Origin of the sequence: Catenuloplanes sp. NPDC051500, from assembly GCF_044454585.1 — a bacterium.
Classification (GTDB): Bacteria; Actinomycetota; Actinomycetes; order Mycobacteriales; family Micromonosporaceae; genus Catenuloplanes.
Genome location: NZ_JBITDX010000017.1, coordinates 196843 through 217108 on the forward strand (window position 1 = coordinate 196843; position 20266 = coordinate 217108).

Annotated in this window: 12 protein-coding genes and 1 pseudogene; 8 read left to right on the top strand and 5 right to left on the bottom strand. The window is 70.6% G+C overall.

The genetic code is table 11. The features are described from left to right. Window positions 1-23: 23 nt before the first annotated feature. Window positions 24-491 (bottom strand): annotated as a pseudogene (locus ACIA8K_RS29640) (protein NO VEIN domain-containing protein); the annotation flags it as partial. A 520-nt stretch (window positions 492-1011) separates the two neighbouring features. Here ACIA8K_RS29640 and ACIA8K_RS29645 point away from each other — a divergent pair. Next, complete coding sequence (locus ACIA8K_RS29645) at window positions 1012-1683, top strand: GNAT family N-acetyltransferase (protein WP_396065069.1); 672 nt, start codon at window positions 1012-1014, stop codon at window positions 1681-1683. A gap of 82 nt (window positions 1684-1765) precedes the next feature. Here the strand turns inward: ACIA8K_RS29645 and ACIA8K_RS29650 are convergent, their stop codons facing one another. After that, a complete protein-coding gene (locus ACIA8K_RS29650; protein WP_396065072.1) occupies window positions 1766-2173 on the bottom strand; it encodes a transposase family protein in 408 nt (135 codons plus the stop codon). Between the two features lie 361 nt (window positions 2174-2534). Here ACIA8K_RS29650 and ACIA8K_RS29655 point away from each other — a divergent pair, with 361 nt between their 5' ends. Next, entirely contained in the window at window positions 2535-3302 is a 768-nt protein-coding gene (locus tag ACIA8K_RS29655) for an SDR family NAD(P)-dependent oxidoreductase (RefSeq protein ID WP_396065075.1), read from the top strand. A gap of 221 nt (window positions 3303-3523) precedes the next feature. On the opposite strand, the gene ACIA8K_RS29660 is transcribed toward ACIA8K_RS29655, so the two are convergent. Both ACIA8K_RS29660 and ACIA8K_RS29665 read right to left on the bottom strand, forming a co-directional pair. Next, complete coding sequence (locus ACIA8K_RS29660; RefSeq protein ID WP_396065077.1) at window positions 3524-4588, bottom strand: AraC family transcriptional regulator; 1065 nt, start codon at window positions 4586-4588, stop codon at window positions 3524-3526. 77 nt (window positions 4589-4665) lie between these two features. Continuing rightward, window positions 4666-5811, bottom strand: a complete 1146-nt coding sequence (locus tag ACIA8K_RS29665; protein ID WP_396065080.1) for an MFS transporter — start codon at window positions 5809-5811, stop codon at window positions 4666-4668. A gap of 306 nt (window positions 5812-6117) precedes the next feature. Here ACIA8K_RS29665 and ACIA8K_RS29670 point away from each other — a divergent pair, with 306 nt between their 5' ends. From ACIA8K_RS29670 to ACIA8K_RS29680, 3 genes are all read left to right on the top strand, one after another. Next, window positions 6118-7008 (top strand): TIGR03619 family F420-dependent LLM class oxidoreductase, encoded by an 891-nt coding sequence (locus tag ACIA8K_RS29670; protein WP_396065083.1) that lies wholly within the window; start codon window positions 6118-6120, stop codon window positions 7006-7008. Window positions 7009-7054: 46 nt separating this feature from the next. Further along, the gene (locus ACIA8K_RS29675; protein WP_396065086.1) at window positions 7055-7837 is read left to right on the top strand and encodes a GntR family transcriptional regulator; all 783 of its coding nucleotides are present in this window, start codon (window positions 7055-7057) and stop codon (window positions 7835-7837) included. 196 nt (window positions 7838-8033) lie between these two features. Continuing rightward, window positions 8034-8828, top strand: a complete 795-nt coding sequence (locus tag ACIA8K_RS29680) for an alpha/beta fold hydrolase (protein ID WP_396065089.1) — start codon at window positions 8034-8036, stop codon at window positions 8826-8828. A gap of 79 nt (window positions 8829-8907) precedes the next feature. On the opposite strand, the gene ACIA8K_RS29685 is transcribed toward ACIA8K_RS29680, so the two are convergent. Further along, a complete protein-coding gene (locus ACIA8K_RS29685; protein WP_396065091.1) occupies window positions 8908-9207 on the bottom strand; it encodes a carboxylesterase family protein in 300 nt (99 codons plus the stop codon). 168 nt (window positions 9208-9375) lie between these two features. Here ACIA8K_RS29685 and ACIA8K_RS29690 point away from each other — a divergent pair, with 168 nt between their 5' ends. From ACIA8K_RS29690 to ACIA8K_RS29700, 3 genes are all read left to right on the top strand, one after another. Then, on the top strand, window positions 9376-18372 hold the full coding sequence (locus tag ACIA8K_RS29690) for a hypothetical protein (protein ID WP_396065094.1): 8997 nt from the start codon (window positions 9376-9378) through the stop codon (window positions 18370-18372). Between the two features lie 670 nt (window positions 18373-19042). Continuing rightward, on the top strand, window positions 19043-19528 hold the full coding sequence (locus ACIA8K_RS29695; RefSeq protein WP_396065097.1) for a hypothetical protein: 486 nt from the start codon (window positions 19043-19045) through the stop codon (window positions 19526-19528). A 350-nt stretch (window positions 19529-19878) separates the two neighbouring features. Continuing rightward, window positions 19879-20070: a hypothetical protein gene (locus ACIA8K_RS29700; protein WP_396065100.1), complete on the top strand. Its 192-nt coding sequence runs from the start codon at window positions 19879-19881 to the stop codon at window positions 20068-20070. The last annotated feature ends 196 nt before the right edge of the window (window positions 20071-20266 follow it).

Consider the following 20266-nt stretch of genomic DNA (forward strand, 5'->3'; position numbering starts at 1 on the left):
ACACAAACCGGATCGTCCGCCCTGGTCGACTTGACCTCGATGAAGATGGTCCGGCCGTCTTCGTCGAGGCTGCGGAGGTCGTACGGCGACAACTCGTTGATCCGCGACTCCCACACGACGAGGTCGGGGTCCTGTCCTGCGGCTCGCAGCCGTTCACGCTCCATGCGGTAGGCGATCTCCTCACCGCGGCTGCCAACCCGGCGGTTCTCGGCGTCGGTCTGGACCGACAGGGCCGCGCCGCCGTAGCCGCCGTGACGTGCGGTGACGGGCTTCTCCGCAAGCGCGCCAGGGGTCCCCTCGACGAGGCGCACCTGGCCGTAGTCGACCGGCGGGATCGGATCCGCGGCCGGAGCAGGCTCGGCGGAGACGGAGACGGGGCAGAGAAGGCGGCGCCGGGAACGGGCATCGGCCAGCGCATCCGGCCCGAGAATCCGTGAACCGTCGATCAGCGCCTGGTAGAACCGGGCCACGTCCCGCGCCGTGCTCGACACGGTGGCGGCCGGAATGATGGCCTCCCGGAAGGCACGGCTGTTGAACCCAGCTGCCGGATGCCGACACCGCTGAGACCCGCGCCGCGCAGCCGGACCCGTCGGCCCCAGTCCCGCTGGGGCGTTCCGAGATATGTGTCGCGCATCGCGAGCACGTCGAGCACCTTCCGTCGAATCACGTCGCGCAGCGGCTCGCCGTCACCCGTTGCACGAACTCGCCCAGCAGGAATCCGTAACTGAGCACGTGGTAGCCGGGGACGCGGCTCAGCGGTTTGCAATCCCACGCGGGAGATGAAGTCAACGCCCGAAGGAGGGGCGATCGCGTTGGCGGGAACCCCGGCCGAGCGCGCGTGCCTGACGCGGTGCCGATCGGCCGGGCCGGCTGTTCGATCGACGCGGGGCGGCGGGCAACCCGGGACCCTGCACCGGCAACGATTGCGCCGCCTGCGAGAGTGTTCGCCAGGCCTGAGGCTGCCGACTCGCCGAGTGCCGCTGGGCACAGCAGACGGCAAGGAGCAATTTCGTGACAGCAGGTTCCACCCTGACGCTACGTATCGGCCAGGTCCGGCGTGAGGAACGCGACGACGTTTTCGGTTTCCACCAGTCATTCATCGGAGAGTTTCTGCTGCCGCTGACTCCGGAGGCGTTCGCCGAGCTGGTCGAAGCGGGCACGCTGCTGGCCGTGCACCGCGACGACCGGATCGTCGGCGTCTGCTATGTCAAGCCCGACGGCAAGAACCTGGACGACGTACTCCGCTGGGAGATCGGCGGCATTCACCTCGATCCGGCGGTGCGCGGCTACGGCCTGGGCGAGGCCCTGACCGCGGTCCGCATCACGCAGGCGATCGGCATCGCGCCGCGGCCGGTGATGGCGTACGTGCACCGGGAGAACCGGGAGCCCCGCGGATACCTGCGGCGGCTCGGCTTCGCCGACACCGGCCGGACCGTGCGGCTGGGTCCCACCGACGCCGCCGGATATCTGCGCCGCGACGCCGCCGGCGATGCGGTGGCGGACGTGCTCACCCTCGCACCCCCGGCGCTGTCGCGCCTCGCCACCTGGCTTGAAGACTTCGACGGTACGATCGCCGGGCGCAACGGGCGTGCGGCGATCGCACTCCCCGGCACACCATTGTGGACGTCCCGCACCGGCCTGGCCGCCACCCTGCGACAGGCCGCGGAACAGCGCACCTTCTGACCCCGGCCCGACGGCCGCGGCGGCGAGGTCGCGCATGACGCGTGGACGTCTGCGCCGTGCGTGCGGTGCAGAGCCGTGCCGGTCAGGCTGCCGGGGCGGTCAGGACCGCCTCGGCGGCCAGCCGGAAGCTCCCGATCATCGGATTCGGGTCGCCCTTGCGAGTGACCACGACGAGACGGATCAACAACCGCCAGACAGTCGTCCCGGCCGGGATGCCGGAGGCGAACCCGAGCCGGGTCCGCCCGGTGTCGTCGAGATCATGCAGCCAGTCGGTGATCGCCGCGAACGACGACGCCCCGGCCGGCACGGCACAGACCGCCATCGCGAGCAAAGATGCCAGTGGGTAACGGATCCCTCGCGGGTCACGAGGATCAGGAACCGCGGCCAGCACGTCCAGCTGCCCGCCACGTTCACCGTCGGTCACCGACGCGGGCGGGCCTGCGGAGGTGGGTGCTGTTACGGCGAGTGCGGGGATGAGAGACGATGCCATCGGCGGGTGGGGTCCTTCTGGTGGTCTTGAAGCCTCGCAACTCCATGATCACCTATGCGGTCCCACCCGCTTTCTCCGCCTCCACAGAGGCCGACCACACCTCAAACACCCTGGTCACACACCCGCCACGCGACTACGCAATGGCCCTGGGATCACAGTCTTGGTGTGAAATTCTGAAAAGCATTCCTGGACGATCGATAAACAAAGTTGGATTCCACACTATGGCCCTTGTCGTCGAATGGCCGCATAGTAGTTGTCGTAGCCAAAAAGCCCAGCATTGCGCTTGGAACGGCGGCCCGTCATCCGGAACGGACGAATCCCTCGCGTCGCTGCGGCTCACTCGACCATCGAGGTTAATCAAATGTCACAGACGCTTGCCGGAAAGACCGCTCTCGTTACCGGGGGCTCCCGCGGCATTGGACGCTCTATTGCCGAACGCTTGGCACGGGAGGGCGCAACCGTCGCTGTCACCTACAACGAACGCAAATACGGCGCCGACGAGACGGTAGCCACGATCGAGAAATCCGGCGGCACCGCCTTTGCATTGCAGGTGGACCTGGCCGACGCGGAGTCGATTCCGGATCTCTTCGAGCGACTCGACCAGGAGTTCACCTCGCGTACCGGCAGCAATGCTTTGAATGTACTGGTCAACAATGCGGGGAACACGGCCTGGGGCGGGATCGCGGCCGCTACACCGGAAGCCTGGAATGCCACTTTCGCCGTGCATGCCCGCGCGCCTCTCTTCATCGCACAGACGGCGACGTCCCGCCTCTCCGACGCGGGTCGCATCATCAACATCTCCTCTGGAGCGGCCACGCGACCGTTGTCGACAGCCCTCATCTACTCCGCCGCCAAGGCGAGTGTGAACAGCCTGACTCAGGCGCTCGCCATCGAACTGGGGCCGCGCAGAATCACGGTCAACGCGGTGGCCCCCGGCTGGACGCGAACCGACATGAACGCCGCCGTCCGCGAGAACGCCCACATGGTTGCTGCGATCGAGGCGGACACCACGCTGGGACGCTTCGGTGAACCCGAGGAAATCGCCTCGGTCGTCGCCTTCCTGGCCTCCGAGGAGGGCCGCTGGGTGACTGGTCAGGTGATCGAGGCGAGCGGCGGCTTCAAGCTCTGATGTCCGGCTCCCAGTGGACATCGATCGGGTCTGCTGCATCGATGGGCGACAGATCAGGTCACGCGGCCTGATTGGCCGGTGGGGTCATGACGGTCTCGTACCCGATAGGGTCAACCGCTTGCCCCCACCGGTGCGATGTTCGGTGATGCCGTCAGCCACCACCGGTTCGGCCCGCCGGTGGTGAAGTCACCTCTGACGAGATCGTCAAGCAACCTCTGCACCTATCGCGCCAACGCCTGCTCCCGGGCCTGCCCTCGGAACATGCGAGGTGACGAGCCGACGACACGCCGAAAGGCGGTGCTGAAGGCGCTTTCGGACTCGTAGCCGACGGCTTCCGCCAGCTCAGAGATCGACCGTGTGTCGTTGCGCAGGGCATCGCGTGCCAGACTCATCCGCCATCCGATCAGATACGTCAGTGGCGCCGTGCCGACTTTGGCCTTGAACGAGGCGGCGAATGCCGAGCGTGAGGTATGGCTGATCGCGGCAAGCTCGTCGAGGGTCCACCGGCGACTCACATCGGCGTGCATCGCTCGCAGGGCCGCTCCGATCCCGTCGTCGACGAGAGCACCCAGCCAACCGACGGGCCGTTCGCTCCCGTCGGCGTGCACACGCAGCAGATGCACGAGGATGAGCTGGGCGAGATGCTCCAAGGCCAGGGATCGACCGACATCGGCCGACTCCATCTCGGCGACCGTCAGCGCGGAAAGGTGCTTGAGCATCGCACCTCGCGGATCGCCGGCTCGGACGAGCACGACGGGTGGGAGCACGTCGAACAGCATCGAGGCGTTGGCTTCCTCGAACATGAAGTCGATGCTGCACACGTAGGTGTCCTCGTCGGCCTCGTCGCCGATGCGCAGCTCGCCGCCGTCCGGCTCTTTCAGGTAGACGAAGGCCGCGCGTGGCGTCACATCAGGCGCGCTGGACAGTGTGTAGGTCGGTGGGTCGTTCAGAAGGAAGAAGTCCCCCTCGTTCAGCAGCACTGGTTGGCAGCCCTCGATGCAGAGCCAGCACTCGCCGTCGAGGACGACGCCCAGCCGCACGTGCGGCTGGGGATCGAACCGCACCGCCCATGGTGTCGCTGCGTGCACACGTGCCGGTAGGACCGCGTACGGCCGTAGGAGCCGAAGGACGTCGGCGATCGGATCACCAGACCCGATGATTGAGCGGACTCGCGTTTCCGGGAGGGCCATTGGGTTCTCACGACGCGCAGCGCTGAGCTGAGATCTCGCGGGGTCGGTGGCCACCATGGAGGCCGGTGAAGTGGGTGGATCCTTCAAGGTGATCATCGATTTTCTCTAGTGGGACTTCGTTAGGTCGGGACCGGTTGGTGACAGTGCGGGCGTGGCGACCGGCCCGCGCGTGGTCACGATCGCGCGGTCGGCCGCACCATGATGTGGCTGACGATGCTCATCGTGCAGGCGATGCCCACCACCAGTGAGAACAGTTGCACCGCGAGGATCAGGCCGACGTATGACGAGAGAGCCCCGACGCCGACGACCGCGACCGAGACGCCGAGGTAGATCGCCACGAAGAACATCGACATGATGTTTCCGCGGCTGTCGCTCGGTGCGATGGTGCCGACCTCACGGGCGGCACCGCTGAACACCAGACCGTGTCCGATGCCGGCGACGGCGGCTGCCAGCGCGCAGAGCACCGCGGAGGTGACCGCGGCCGCGCCGGCGAGAATACCGAGGCCGGCGACGAGCAGTACCAGTCCGACGATTTGCAGGGGCTGTGACCGGCGCCTGCGGCTGCCGATCTGGGCGAGGGCGGAGCAGGTCAGCATCAGGGCCTGGATGCCGCCGTACACCACGCTGTTGTCTGTGTGAAGGTAGGTCCTCAGCAGGGAGGGTGCCAGAGCGAGGAAGAGGGCGGCGATGATCCAGGCGAGCACCGCCGAGCTGCAGGCCTGGACGAACGTCGCCCGGATGTTCGCGGGAACCGAAGGCCATTTGATCTTGACGTGCTGCCCGCCCGCCGACCTCGCGGAAGGGAATCCGGTGGACAGCACCGCCAGAGCGACCAGCAGCAGCGCCAGCTCCACCAGGTAGGACAGACGGAGCGGTATCGGGCCGTACTGCGCGAGCACCCCGACGCCCATCGGCCCCACCGCGGTTGCCACGCACGTCGCCAGCGTCGCCGCCAGCGCGGCCTGCGCGACGTCGGAGCGCGGATGGGTGTCCACGAGGGCAGCCGATGCCGGGCCCGAGGTGGCACCGACGGCCAGGCCCTGCAGCGCGCGTCCGGCAAAGAGCCACCAGACGTTCTGCGCCGCGGCGAGCACGACCGTGGCCACCACGGCCGTGACGATCGCGATGAGAAGCACCCGCTTACGGCCGATGGCGTCGGAGAGCGGTCCGAAGAACAGCAGCGCGGGTGCGATGCAGAGCGTGTAGGTGGCGAAGATCCCGGTGACGGTGAATGCGGACAGGTCGAACGCGTCCACGTACCTCGGGAACAACACCGGCGGCAGATTGACGCCGATGGTGACGATGGTCAGGACCAGCACCGTCGCCGCGAAGGGCTGCCGGCCGACGGCGATCCCCGCGCCGGAACGGTCGAACCGACGTGCCGACCTCACGTCACCCGTGCCGGAGGAGCGCTGACTTCGGCTGATCATCACTGCATCACCCCTCTCCCTAGGCCGACGCCTACCCATCGGCGCCGCATAGCGACCGACACTACGTCAAGTGTCAACACTTTTGGAGGGCAACTCGGCGTGGGCCTTCCCCCATCGGCACGTTCGCTGCGCGTCATCGCAGACAGACCCGACAAGAGTTGACACTTTTTCCGCAGTACAACTACTCTCAGTAACGTGAAATTTGGTGTCGTCTCACACACGACCGACTACACGATCAACCCCGTGGAACTCGGCAAGGAACTGATGTGCCGCGGGCTGCAGGCGCTCTTCGTTCCCGAGCACAGCCACATCCCGGTGAAGCGGGAAACCCCGTGGACCGGGCTCTCGCACGCGGACCAGGCCGCCACCGACGATCCGATGTTCCTGCCGGACTGGTACGAGAACGCACTCGACCCGTTCATCAGCCTGGCCGCCGCGGCCACCGCATCGCCGGGGCTCGTGGTCGGCACCGGGGTGGCGCTGGCGGCGCAGCGGCACGCCATCAGCTTCGCCAAAGCCGTGTCCAGCCTGGAGGCGGTGATCGGGCCCGACCGGTTCATCTGTGGCGTGGCGGCGGGGTGGAACGTCGAGGAGATGCGCCACCACGGCGTCGCCGAGAAGCAGCGCTGGCGCGCGCTGTACGAGACCGTCGAGGCGGCCATCCGGATCTGGACCAGTGAGGAGGCCGAGTACCACGGCACCGTGGTCGACTTCGATCCGATCCGCAGCTTCCCCAAGCCGGCGACCCGGCCGCATCCGCCGGTGCTGTTCGGCGGACACTCGCGGGCCACGCTCGACCGCATAGTGGCCGTCGGCGACGGCTGGATGCCGGTGGTGGGCCGCGGAGCCCGCCCCACCATCGACGACGTCGAAGCCGGCATCGCGTTCCTCGCGAGCCGGTCCGAATCGGCCGGTCGGACCTTCATCACTACCGTCCTCGACGTCCGCGTCGACCCGGCCACCATCGAGCGGTACCGGGACATGGGCGTGGACCGGTTCCTGTTCGGCGGCCCCCCGCTGCCCAGGGACGAGATGCTCCGTAACCTCGACACGTGGGCGGACGCCGCGGCGCGCCTCGGTGCCTGACCACGAGACCAGCAAGTGTCAACACTTCAGCGAACGGGATGTCCTGGTGAGGGAAGAGCGGAGACTCGACGAGGCCGACGGTCCGCCCGGCGCCGCGCAGGACCTGGCCGCTGCGGATGAGACCGCGGACGGCGGGCGCGACTCGAGCACGGTCGCGTACCTCAAGATCCGCTCGGATATCCTCGCCGGTCGCGCCGCGCCCGGAAGCTATCTGAACCAGGTCCACATCGCGCGCGACCTCGCGATCAGCCGCGGCCCGCTGCGTGAGGCACTGCGCCGGCTGGAGAACGAGGGCCTCGTGGTGCCGGAGAAGAACCGCCGCAGCCGCGTGGCGGAGCTGTCCGCGTCCGACGCCGAGCAGCTCTACGCCCTGCGGTGCGTGAACGAGCGGCTCGCCATCGAGCTCAGTGTGCCGCTGCTGACCGAGGACGATCTGCGGGAGATGGCCGACGCGTTCGCGGCCATGCAGGCGTCCGACACGTCCGACGAGGATGACTGGGAGGCGGCGCACCAGCGGTTTCACGAACTCGCTCTCACCCGCGCCCCCGGCCGGATCTACCGGGTGGTGCGCGAGCTGCGGGAGCACGCCGGCCGGTACATCAGGCTGCTGCACGTGACGGGGGCGCACCCGTTCGCTCTCATGGAGCACGAGCAGCTGCTCGCCGCGGCTCGGGAGGCCGACGCCGCACGCGCGGCGCAGATCGTCACGAGCCACCTCTCTCGTACGGCGTTCGGGGTGCTCACCTTCATCGACCCTCGCTACGAACCGGCCGCGCTGCGGCAGCTCGTGCGCCGGATGCTGGGCGATCCGACCGTCACCCCCGGCTGACACCAGATCACTGCCGGCTTCTCCGACCACTGGCGATGCGCCGGCGCATCGCCAGTACTCCGTGCCACCACGTAGGCGCAAAAGTGTAGACACAATTGTTCACGTGGCGTTGACGCAGCGGGAGGCCGACGAGTAGGTTCGGAACCTGCCGGCGCCCCCTCCCATCTCCTCAGGGGCGCCATCGGAAGGTGCAATCATGCGATTTCTCGCTGTTCATGGCGGCTGCCACGGCGCGTGGACCTGGGACCTGGTGAAGCCCGAGCTGACGAAGCTGGGCCACGAGCTCGTGGCGGTCGAGCTTCCCGGTCACGGAGCCCGACACCACGAAGTGGCGACACTTGACGGCTACCGTGACGCTGTTGTCGAGCTGATGCAGCCTGGCGACGTGCTCGTCGGCCATTCGTCCGGGTGCGTGGTCGCCACCCTCGCCGCGAACGAGCGTCCTGACCTCGTCTCGCACATCTGCTACGTGGCGGGGATCCTGCCCGTCGACGGCAAGCCCCTCCCCTACGAGACCACGTCGACCAGCCTCGGCGCCGACCCGGGATCGCCGGTCGACGCGGAGACGGCCCTGGACACGTACATCAAGGTGACCGAGGGCAACGAGGCGTTCTACTTCGAGCGGCCGGGCGCCATGATGGCGTTCTTCAACGACTGCTCCGAGGAGCAGGTCGACTGGGCCTATTCGAGGCTCACCCCGGAGCCACTCGCGCCCATGTCCGAGCCGGTCTTCGTGCCGAATTTCTGGAAGCAGACCGATCTGTCTCGCAGCTTCATCATGGGCTCGCGGGATACGATCTGCGTTCCCGAGCTCGCACGCCTGCAGGCGAAGCGCCTGGGGGTCGTCCCCCTGGAGATCGACACGGGCCACTCGCCGTGGCTGAGCAGACCCGCCGAGTTCGCCGCCCTCCTCGTCGAGGCGACGAAGACCACGCCGGTCGGACCGCTCATCCCGACGTCCTTGCACCACGACGCGGAGCACGCCGGCTGAGGCGGTCTCGACCGTTCGCGACGCGGGCCCGTGCGGCGTTACCGCACGGGCCCGGCGCACGTGCGACCGCACCTCAACCTCAGATGCCGCACTGGTTCGCGGTCGAGAACTGCCGGTCGGAGATCATGGACTGGCTCCGCGTGTCGACCAGCGTGACCGCCGCCAGGCCCGACGGATCGTATGCGGGCCACGCCCGCACCGTCCCACCGTTGGGGTTGCCGGTGCGGGCGAAATTGGTCCAGGCCAACATCAGCCGGTACGACAGAGCGGCCTGTTCCGGATCGAGCGGATGAGCTACGCCGACGGGTCCACCGTGGAAGCCGGGAAACAGATATTGCAGGTCGGCGGTGTGGTCCGCCAGCGGTGTGAAGCCACGCATCGCCGGAAGGGACGGCTGGCTGCTCGAAGACCCGGAGGGGAACCGCTTCCACGCCGCGCGGGTGGTTGACGGGTGACGGCGCCCCGGTCCGCCGGCGAAGATCGAACCAGCGGGCGGGCCGGGCCGTTATGACGGGTTCACCGCCTCGTCCGCTGACCGGGAGACACCGTGACCAGCCCGACCGCATTCCTGCAGATCTGCGCGAACGGCCGGTTCATCCCCGTTCCCGCGGGGGTGTTCTTCCACGACGGGCCGATGTCCACGCCGGTGCGGATCGGCGCACTCACCACGGCGCTGTCCACCCCCCGGCTTACCGGCGGCACCGCGATCTTCGTGCCCGAGCCCGCGACCCGTGACCCGGCCGCGCTCCACAGTCTCGCCAGGGCGATGGACAGCCTGCCCACGGCCGCGCGGGACGGCCTGGTCCTGGGCTGGCTGGCCGACGACACGTTCGACCCGGACCGGTGGCTCGGCCTGACCGAGACGGTGGGGCTGCAGAAGCACGCGCCGTACCGGGACGGCGTGCCGCTGGGCCCGCGCGTGGTCGGTGTGGACGCGCAAGGTCTGGAGACCGGCAGTGTACCGGCCGCGATCCGGGTGTTGCCGGCCACGCAGGCCGCCGCGCGCGAGACACTGAAGATCGCGGCCCGGCTGTCCCGGGACACCGTGCGCACGCCCTGGGCCCGGCTCGAGGAGTTGCTCGCCGAGGCCGCCCGGCTGCGGGGCGAGCTGGGCGTGCGGCCGGCCCGGACGCCCGCCCCGGCCTCCGCCGGGTATCAGCTCGCAGCCGTGCTGACGCTGCTCGGGCCGCCGGTCGGCCTCGACCTGGACCGATTCACCCGAGGCGTGCTGCCGGTCACCGCCGGGCAGGTGCTCGCCGCGCTCCGCGGGTCCGCCACCGGTGAGCGGATCCCGGCGGCGGAGCTGGCCCGGGCGCTGTCGGCGGCGCCGGGCACGGTCGCGGTGATCCGTACCGAAGTTCCCGGCACGGGCGAGGAGCACCTCCGGTTGCTGGCGTCCCGGGACGGGTCCGTCCACTGGGTGGACGCGGAGCAGGACGGGGAACCGCTATCGCCGTTCGATCCGGCGGCGGGCGATCGGCGTACCACCGAGCTGGGGTCGTCGCACACGGCCGTGACGCTGCTGGATCCGGCGGGCCGGGTCACCACCCTGGCCGGACTGCTCGCCGGCCGGGCGGTCCGGTCCGGTGGCGAGGCGAGCGCCTCGGTGCCGCGCGCGGACACCCGGGCGGACCTCGCGGCGTTGCGCGCCCGGCTGACCCGCCCCGGCCTGGTCTCCGACGGCGCGCTGCGTGAGCTGGACCGCATCCGCCGGGAGGCCTTCGGCGGCGCGGTCGGCGACGACAGCGGATATCCGGAGATGATCCGCGCGCTGCTGGCGAGCGAGGACGACGTGACCGGCGCGCGCCTGACCGCGCTGGCGGAGCTGGTGCACGCGGAACGGGTGCGGGTGCGGAAGCTCGGCACCCGGGCGCGCAACACCGCGTCGAACGTGCTGGAGCTGCTGCACCTGCGCGGCGCGGACCGGACACCACCGGCTGGTCTGCGGTCCGCGCTGAACGATCCCGGCCGGGTGGATCTGCGGGAACTCGCCGCCGCCGCGATGCGTGCCCACTGGCCGAGGGAGCATCGGCCGGCCGGCGGGCTCCCGGCGGAGCTGGTCGACGCCGCGCACGGGCACGACGTACCCGGTCTGCAGTACGTCTATGACATCGCGAACCTGCCCGAGCTGAGCGAGTGGCTGACGTCGCTGTTGCCGGTGCCCGGCGCCGTGATCTCGCCGGAGCGGCTACGAAGCGCGCTCACCTCCGGCTTCACCGCATCGCTCGACGAGGGCGTGCCGCTGCGCGTGCCGGTCGGTGGCGACACGTACCTGATCAACCTGTTCGCGGACGTGACCGGCCCGCCCCGGAAGCTGTCCGGAGTGGACACCTCGGCGCGGCTGGAGACGCGCGTCAACGTCACCGAGGAGATGCAGCGGCTGGTGTCGCGCACCTGGTCGGCCGTGCTCGAGCTGGGCCCGGCCACCCGCCTCGGCGCACGGCTCATCGCCGCACTGCTGGCCTACATCACCGGGGGCATCACCGGCGGCGCCGGGCGCAGCGGCACCGCCGCGGTCTCCACCGCCGTATACACGTTCTTCAAGCCGAGCGAGGCGGTGGAGGCGGTACGGGTGCCGCTCGGCTTCTCCGCGTCCGTCAGCCGGGAGGGCGGGACGGCGTTCCGCCACGAGGTCTGGCGCGGCCGGGACGGCACGGTCCGGCAGGAGGACGCGAAGCTGTACGTCGGCCGGAGCCAGGTGCCGGGCGGTGTGAGTGACACGCACCCGGTACCGGACAACCGGGCACTGCCGATCTGGCGGATGCACGTCGGCGTAGAGCGCGTCCACGCGGCCCGGCAGCTTCGTAAAGCGGTCTACGACGCGATCGGGCCCGCCGAGTACGCGTTCTGGCGCGCGCCGCTGGACCGTTTCCTCAGCCAGGATCCGCTCAGCGGGGTGTTGCTCGACGCGTACGACCCGGACGCCGGTTTCCAGGACCGGCCGCGCCTGATGCTTCGCGAGGGAGCCCGGCACCTGAGCCTGGCGCTCGCCGCGCGCGCCGACCGGATCGTGGTCCCGAGGACCGGCACCACGAAGGTCATGGTCGACAAGACCAAGGTCAACATGACGAAGGGGCAGCAGGGGCGGGAGCGGCGGTTCGGCTACCGGGGCACGGCCGGGGCAGCGTTCCGGGCCGCGGCCGGGCTGTTCAGCTACAGCCGCCGTTACGGCGTGACCAGGACCCGCGGCCGGCAGTCGATGAACACGCAGCGGATCTTCTCGCAGACCGCGACCCGGTCCAACAACCCGAACCGGGTGCCCCGGGTGGAGACCACATTCACGCTGGACCTGGCCTGGGGCACGGACGGGGCCGCGACGGCGCGGCGGACCGTACCGGACGTGAAGGGCTTCTTCCTCGGCCGGTTCCGGGACGCGGAGCTGAACGCGCACCTCGCCTCGTTCGACGGCTGGACGGCGCCGACCGCCCCGCCCACCCGCAAGAACCTGTGGACGAAGCTCTCCGGCGGCGACGCCAGTTGGTGGTCGCCGACCGCGGACGGCCGGCACGGCATCGGTTACGGCGGTCCGACCGGCCTGACCGGGATCAGGACGCTGTACGACTCGCTGGTGCCGTACCTGGTCCGGAAGGACTACCTGCCCGCGGCCGCGCGACCGGCGACCGGCTCGGCCTGGGACCACCTGCAGGGCCTGTCCGCCACCGGCGAGGAGCTGAACAAGAGCGGCTGGCGGTACGACAACTGGCGGATCCTCGTCGATCAGGTCTCCGAGCGGTACCTGACCCGGCGCGCCGCCGACCTCACCTCCGGCACCAGCACCGCACCGGGCATGCCGATCGTGTTCAGCGGCGGGTTCGGCCGCAACGACCTGACCATCGGGCTGTCCGCCGTGCTCGGCACCGCCAGCACGTACCTGGAGACCGACAACATCTGGAACCTGAACAGCTACAGCTCGCAGGCGGGCGTGACCACGCGGCGTACCAAGACGGTGAGCGTGGATCGCAGCCGTGACATCAACGGCGTCCTCGGCAACCAGGACTATCAGCTCCCGGAGCCGGTCAACCTGGGCGCCGTCCACACCCGTGCCAAGGCGCACCGCGAGGTGGTCCGGGCCGGCGAGTCGGTCTCGGCGAACGTGCAGTCCGCGGCCGCGATGGAGATGGAGGCGTCGAGGTTCGCGGTCGGTGCGGCGTTCCACTGGTGGGCCTACGACGGCACCTCCAAGACACCGATGGACCGGTCGTCCGGACCACTGGCCGGCGAGGTGGAGCTGTGGCAGCCGAACCCGATGACGGCGACCGAGACGAAGCCGGCCGCGGACGGCGGGCCGGGCTGGCTGCTGCCAAACCTCGCCCCGATCAGCCGGGAATACCTGGACCGGGGCGCGGACGGGACGCGCGAACTGTCCCCGCTGGCCGGGCTGACGCCACGCGCGGCCATCTCGGCGAGCGGGCTCGCGGAGCTGCGGACCCAGGTCGCGGCGAAGTCGTCGGCCAGTTACGGGCAGATCCTCGACGCCATGGGCATGTCCTGGTACAAGGCGAGCCTGCCGCACGCGTTCCAGGGCGGCATCCCGGCGCTCCCCGGACAGGAGAAGGCGATGCTGCGGGTACGGCCGATCGGGCGCCCGCAGATCATCGACAAGGTGACCGTCTACAACGACTACACCCTGGAGAGCCAGACCGGCTCCCTGCGCGACACCGAGATCGCGAAGTCGCTGATGAACCGGATGGCGGGCGGCTGGCGGACCGGCCTGGCGGGTGACGCGGCCGGCGCCACGTACGGCTGGGGGTCGACGAAGGGCACGCAGGAGCAGGTCGAGGAGACGGCCGGCGCGTACCGCACCTGGACCGGCTTCAACGACATGTACATGGTGCGCACGTACGTCGAGAACGTCTACACCACCGAGGACGGCGACAAGATCAAGTCGCTCGGCGAGGTGATCATGATGGTCTCCGCCGAGGACCTGCACACCCGTTACCAGCGGTTCGACGAGATCGACGTGCTGATCGACGGCTACTCACTGCCCGACCGCTTCGACCTGGCCGCGCAGGAGCTCAACACCGACCGGAGGCTGCCGGCCGGCCTGCGCGCGGGGCGTCCGTGGGCCGGCATCTACCTGGACCCGATCGGCAAGAGCCGGCTGCACCGCGAGATCGGCCGGGCCGCGAAGGGAATGGGCGGCGCGCACCTCAAGTTCGCCGTGCTGGAACGCATGGTCGGCCTGCTGACCCACCTTCCCGAGCTCACCGACGACGGCAAGGCCTGGCTGATCACGCTCGGCCGGAAGACGTACGAGCTGCGGATTCGGGTCGACCTGCAGCCCACCGCCCGGTACATCAACCGGGGCCGGCGCGACCGGACCAAGCAGTACCTGCGGGTCAACAAGGGCTCGTCAGGTGCGGCCCGCGTCTCCACCCTGCGCTCGGCCGGCGTCACCGGCGGCTTCAGCACGATCAACCGGGGCATCTCCGACGAGGCGAGCATGCCGATGACCGCCAACATCACCGGCGCCAAGGTCACCGACGCCGGGCGGGGCCGGACCGCGAACATGCTCAGCATGACCGGGGTCCGGCCGCAGGACGCCGCGAAGTTCGGCCAAGACATGATCTTCGACTGGGAACTGGCCGAGCTGTCGGCGATCCGGCCGGCCCGCCGGCAGGGCCAGGTCAAGGACAACCGGCTGGTCTACACCGCGTTCGGCGGGACCCGGCACGACGGCGAGCAGCCGGCCGACCTGAGCGGTGTCCAGCTCGGCCTGCTGCCGGACAGCGCGCGACTCCTCGGCGTGCAGGGCCTGCGCGCGCTGGCCGACCTGGTCACCGCACCGGCCACGGCCCGGCGGGACCGGGCGAAAGTCGTGGAGGTCGGCGTGCTCGACCAACTGCGCGACGTGACGATCCTGACCCAGAACCGGCTCCTCGCGGACTTCCGCACCGCGCAGCGCACGGTCGGCGGGATGGCGATCGCCGGCCTGAACACCGGGTCGCGGCGGCTGCTGCTGGCCGACGGCACCCGGCTCGGCATGCGGTTCGGCGCCGTACGCGACGCGTTCTACATCCGCAGCGCCGAACTGGAGGAGTACGAGCACGGCACACAGGGACTCAGCGAGGGCTCCGGCTCGGCGATGCGGATCTCCGGCGACATCGCCGCCAACGTCCAGGTCCCGACCGAGCCGATGGTGTACGCCGGCGGCCGGTTCACGCTCGGCGGCGACGTCTCGTTCGGGCGCGGGGTGAACCGGATCCAGGCCAGTGAGCACCGGGCCTGGCTGCGGCGCACCTACACCTCGGACGGCGTCTTCCAGGTCTTCGCGGACGTGGAGTTGACGATGCAGTTGCCCAGCGGCGCGACGCCCAGGGTCGCCGGTACCACCGAGTTCGTGCTGGACCGGGCTGCCGCGCTGGAGGCCGGCTTCACGGCCGAGCAGCTACGCCAGATCCAGTCGGACCGGATCGCGGCCACCACCGACCAGGGCGACCGGCTCTTCTTCCGCGCCGACGTCAGCGAGGTGCCCGGCCTGGCGTTCTTCGACGCCGTGCAGCGCAGCGCCGCCAACCAGGGCGTCACCCTGCCGGTGACGGCCGTGGACGGGCGGGAGCTGATGCGGGGCGTGGCGGATCTGGCTGCGCACACCGAATCCGGATTCCTGGACTCGCTCGCCCTGCCCGCGGCGGGGGAACTACTCCTCCGCGACGCGGACGAGCGGGTGCTGCGGCAGTTGGCCGCGTTCGCCGAGCGGACGTTCGGCCTGCGGGTACCGCCGCTGCCACCCGGGCTGGCGGAGCAGGCGTACCAACTGGAGGAGGAGAACCAGCTCCGGGCGCGGGCCGCGCGGGAGAACCTGCCCGACTGGCGGACGATGACCTCGGCGCAGCTACTGGCCCTGCGCGACGGCACCCCGCGCGACACCGGTACCCCGGAGATGGCAGCCCGGCTGCGGGAGGCGCAACTGCTCTACCTGCGCGAGCAGCTCCGGTCGATGATCTCGGACCAGCCGGTGGAGATGCTCACCGAATTGCGGGCGGCATATCAGTCGGACCCCCGCCGGTACGACGGCATGGCCGCGCTGATCAGCGTGCACCTGGACGAGCTGCACCGCACCGGGGAGTTCCCGGACACCGCCGCGCTCATCACCGCCGCGCTCGCGGACGAACGGCTGCACGACACGCCGGTCGGCGACGCCGTCATGACGGTCACCGGCGCGCTGCTCGGACTGGAGCTGCGCCTGGTCGACAGTCATCGGATCATCGCCGGGACGGCCGCCCCGGGCGCACCCCCGCTCTACCTCCGCCGGACGGCGGGCCGCTTCGACGCGCTGGTCCGGACCGGTGGCGCCGAGGCGGGCAAACGGCGCGCGCTGGACGAGGACCCGGACGACGAACCCTCGGGGGCGTTGCCGCAGGTCACCGACGACGGCGCGCCGAGCGACGAGGCCGGTGGCTCCGGCGGGCCGGTCGGTCACCTGACACAGATCGACAGCGGACTCTACCTGGACTCGCGCCAGAAGATCTGGCGCCGCAGGGACGACGACTGGGAGCCGGTCGACCGGATCGAGCAGGAGATCGAGGTCAACCTGGTCCGAACGCCGGCGGTCCCGATCGGGGCGCCGTCCAAGGCACCGCCCGCGCTGCTGTCCTGGGTGATGAGCGAACCCTGGTCCGGGCCGGGCACGCTCGGCCTGGCACGGTTCGTGGCCGAGGCCGCAGACCAGGTGGTCCGGCAGGCGCTCACGGACGACCACCCCGTGGCGGCGACGGCCTGGCGGCAGGCCCGGTCCGAGCTGCGCAGGCTCGGCCGGGCGGCGCACCGGAGCTCCGGCGTGCATCCGGCGCTCCGGTTCCCGGCGCCCGCGCTGACCGAGGCGGTCGGCACGCTGATCCGGGCCGCCGAGCTGCTCGTCGAGATCAACCCGGTGCTGGCCGGCGCGTTCCGGCCGGGCGGCGCGGTGCGCGAGGTGCGCACGGGGGCGGACGGCGTCGTGCGCGCGGACGGCTTCACCGTGCCCCGGCCACGGGTGGAGGCGCACGGCCGTACCCTCGTGGGCCTGGTCCCCGCATCGGAGCTGGCCGCGGTCACACCACCGGACGGAACCGGCGACGTGCTCGTGGTGCGCGCCGAGGGTGGCTACGCACGGGTGCCGGTCGCCCAGTCCGACGGCACGGTGCACGAGGTGCTGATGACCGCGGGCCAGGTCGCTGCGGCGGTCCGCGACCTGCCCGGCGAGCCGGTGTTCCTCGGCGCGCCGGACCCGGTCTTCCAGGAGCTGTTCCGCGCTGCACGGTCCACCCGGAAAACAGAGTCCACCCGGCAATCACCGTCCGCCCGGAGCACGCAGGAGGCACCGGACGCGCACACCGCGCATGCGCCGCTCCTGCTCGGCGACTGGTCGGGGGTGGATCCCAGCGTGTGGGCGGCGGCGGGCCGGCCGGTGGTGGCCGCGAACCTCGGCGGACCGGCGACGGCGTCCGGGCAGGTCCTGGACGAGTTGCGCGACGTGCTGGCCGGCTACTGGCGGTCGGGCATCTCGCCGGTGGTCGTCGCCACCGAGACCACCGCCACGTCGGGCGAGCTGTTCGAGGCGCTGCGGCGGGAGTTCGCACCGGTGCTGATCGCACCGGTCCCGGCCGGGTTCGACCGGGTCTGGCTGCTGCAGTCCACCGGCCGCGAGTCGATGCTGATGCGGGACCGGCTGGACCGGGAACTGCTCGCGGCAGCCGGTGGACTGCCCGGACCGGACGTGCCCGCCGCGCGCACGCCGGGCCCGCTCGGCGCATGGCTGCTCGCCCGTACCTGGGCGGAGGCCGCCTCGTACCACCGCGCGCACCGGGACACGCTGCACACGCCGGACGCGGAGCGGGCGCTGGCCGGGGCCATCGTCACCGAGCCCGGGAACGCGCGGCTGGCCGCGTACCGGACCGTGCTGGGCGTGGCACGGGACAGCGGCGGCCGAACGGGCGAGGACGTGCCACGGCTGGCGCCGGTGGCCCGGTCCGTCCTGGACGTCGAACCGCAGGTCACCGTGGACCGCGACGACCCGGCGGTGATCGGGTTCGTCTACGACTACCTGGCCACGCTCGGCCCGCGCGCGGACCGGTACGCCATGGACGGCCTGCTGTACCGGCTGATGCTCGACGGTGTGCTGCGCCCGGACGAGGCGCTGGACCTGGTGCGGGCGACCGTGACGACCCCGGTGGACCGCGCCGCCCTGGCGGTCTTCGAGGCGGTCGTCGCGCTGATCCGGTTGCCCGCCGACGCGCTCGGCGCGGACCCGATGACCGACGAGCGCCTCCGGCAGATCATGGCGAAGCTGGGTGGCGCCGCGGCCTCGACCAGGAGGGCCGGTGGCGGGTCCGGCCTCGCTGGGACGGTGCGCAACGTCGAGTGCGTCGACCCGGCCGACCGGACCGCGTGGATCGGCCGCCTCGACGTCCTGCGCGAGGTGCTGCACGGCAGCGACGGCGCGCGGATCCTCGGCGTTCTCCGGGCCGACCCGGAGGATCGGGCCGGCCCGGCGAGCCCGGCTGAACCCGGCCTGCTCGTCACGCTGGTCGAGGTCGCCACCTACGTCCTGAGCAACTGCTGAACGGCGGTGCTGATCGAGCTCCTGGTCCGGCGCACCGGGCAGACCGCGGGCCGTCGCGCTCCGTCACGCACGCCCCGGGGCATCGAGAGGCGGGCGGCCTACGGGGATGGCGGGTGGACGCGCGGGGTACCGTGCCGGACGGCGATCTCCATCGAGGGGGAGACTATGGGCGGCAGCCCTGGGCTGGCGATTCCGGCGTACGTGGAGAGCCTGCGCGGGAGCGTCCGCCGGGCACCCCGCTTGGGCGGTGGCTGCTGAAGGACCGGGTGCAGCCTCCGACCACCGGCTGACAGAACGCGGCCCGATGCCCACTGCGGTGGGCGTTGACGTCCCCCAATAGGCATATGGGCGTCGATTTGCTCGACTAAGGCTGGCAGATCTCCGAGGTGGGAACAACCGCCGGAAAGGCTCGGAGCCGGCGGCGGAGGCGCTGGCCGAGCGTGGACTCGCCGATCGTGCAGGCAGCGAAGTGGAGCGCTGCCGCGCCCCGCCCGGCGTCGACCGACGTGTCGGGTCGTCACACCCGTACCCGGTGATGGCTGTTGAGCTGGGGTTTTAGGGCGTCGCCGAAAGGATGGAGCGGGCCGGTACGCGGGGTGATGCTGGTGGTGAACGCGGCACGAGACCGCAGCGGGTGCGGGATGCCGCCGACTTCACGAGGAGACACGACATGGTGCTTGACGCCACGACGACACGGGTTTCGCGGAACGGGGCGCTGACGCTGATCGCGGCGGTCGCGGTGCTGTTCGCGATGCTCTCCATGTTCACGCCGGCGACCGCCCGTGCGGCCGAGCCGCAGGGCGCCGGTTTGGCGGCCGCGGGCTGGACGCCGAACCTTCAGCTGGCCGGGCCCAAGGAGCGGGTGCACCGGGACGTCAGCTCGGCCGACCGGGCCTACATGCTCTCGCACTGCGCGGCGCAGTACGTATGCGTCGCCGCCGGCCAGGGCGACGGCATGCACACGATCTACGAGCTCTACTACTGCGTGGAACGCAACCTGAGCAACTTCATCGACGCCGGAACCATCACCAACAAACAGACCCACAACGCGACGGTATGGCTGCTGACCCAGAGCCGCGAGCGCTACAGCTGGGTGGAGCCGGGCCTGCAGAAGGACGTCGACTGGCGCCCGATCTGGTTCCTCCAGGTCTGCTGACCGGCGGGCGGTGGCGGGGAGGCTCACCGCCACCGCGTCTCCTGCATCGTCACGCGCCTGGTAGCGATCGTCGTTTCCCGCATGATCGCCGACGACCTGTTGTTCGCCCTCACCTACACCGTCGACGCCTTCGACCGCGGCGCGGCCCGACGCCGGTGCCGCTGCTGCGACAGCACAATCAGCAGCTTGCCCGGACCACCAGGCCCGCGCGGACCTGCTGCGGCTCGGCTGCTTCTACGTCGCCGCTGCCCTTGACACCGGTGACACCCCGCTGTGCGAACCGACCGGTAGGGCAGCTCAGACCGTCCGCAGGAGAGGCGACCCCGGCGGGTGCGTGCGAGGGTGCCTGCATGCTTGCGGAGCGCCGTCTGACTCATGCCGTGCGGTCCACCCTGGATGCCTTACTCCTCGATACGGCACGTTTTCGCAACTCCACTGCGGTGGCTGAGGTGAGTGGCCTGACCTCCGAAATCGCGCTCGCCACGCTCAATGCCTTGGCTTGCATTCTTGACCTGTTTGAGTTGACCCCGGGTCACCCTTGATTAACCATCGGCCACGCGCTCGTAACGCCGCACAACTCCCTAGCTCTCGCAAGCGCGTCCCGCCGGCATTCAGGGTCATTGCGTTGTCGGATAACTGCTGGTCACGGCGGTGATGAGGTCGTGTGAGCGGCGGTTGGCGTGGCGGGTGGCGCGGGCGATGTTGGTGGCGCCGGTGGTGCGGTGCCAGCCGATGGCG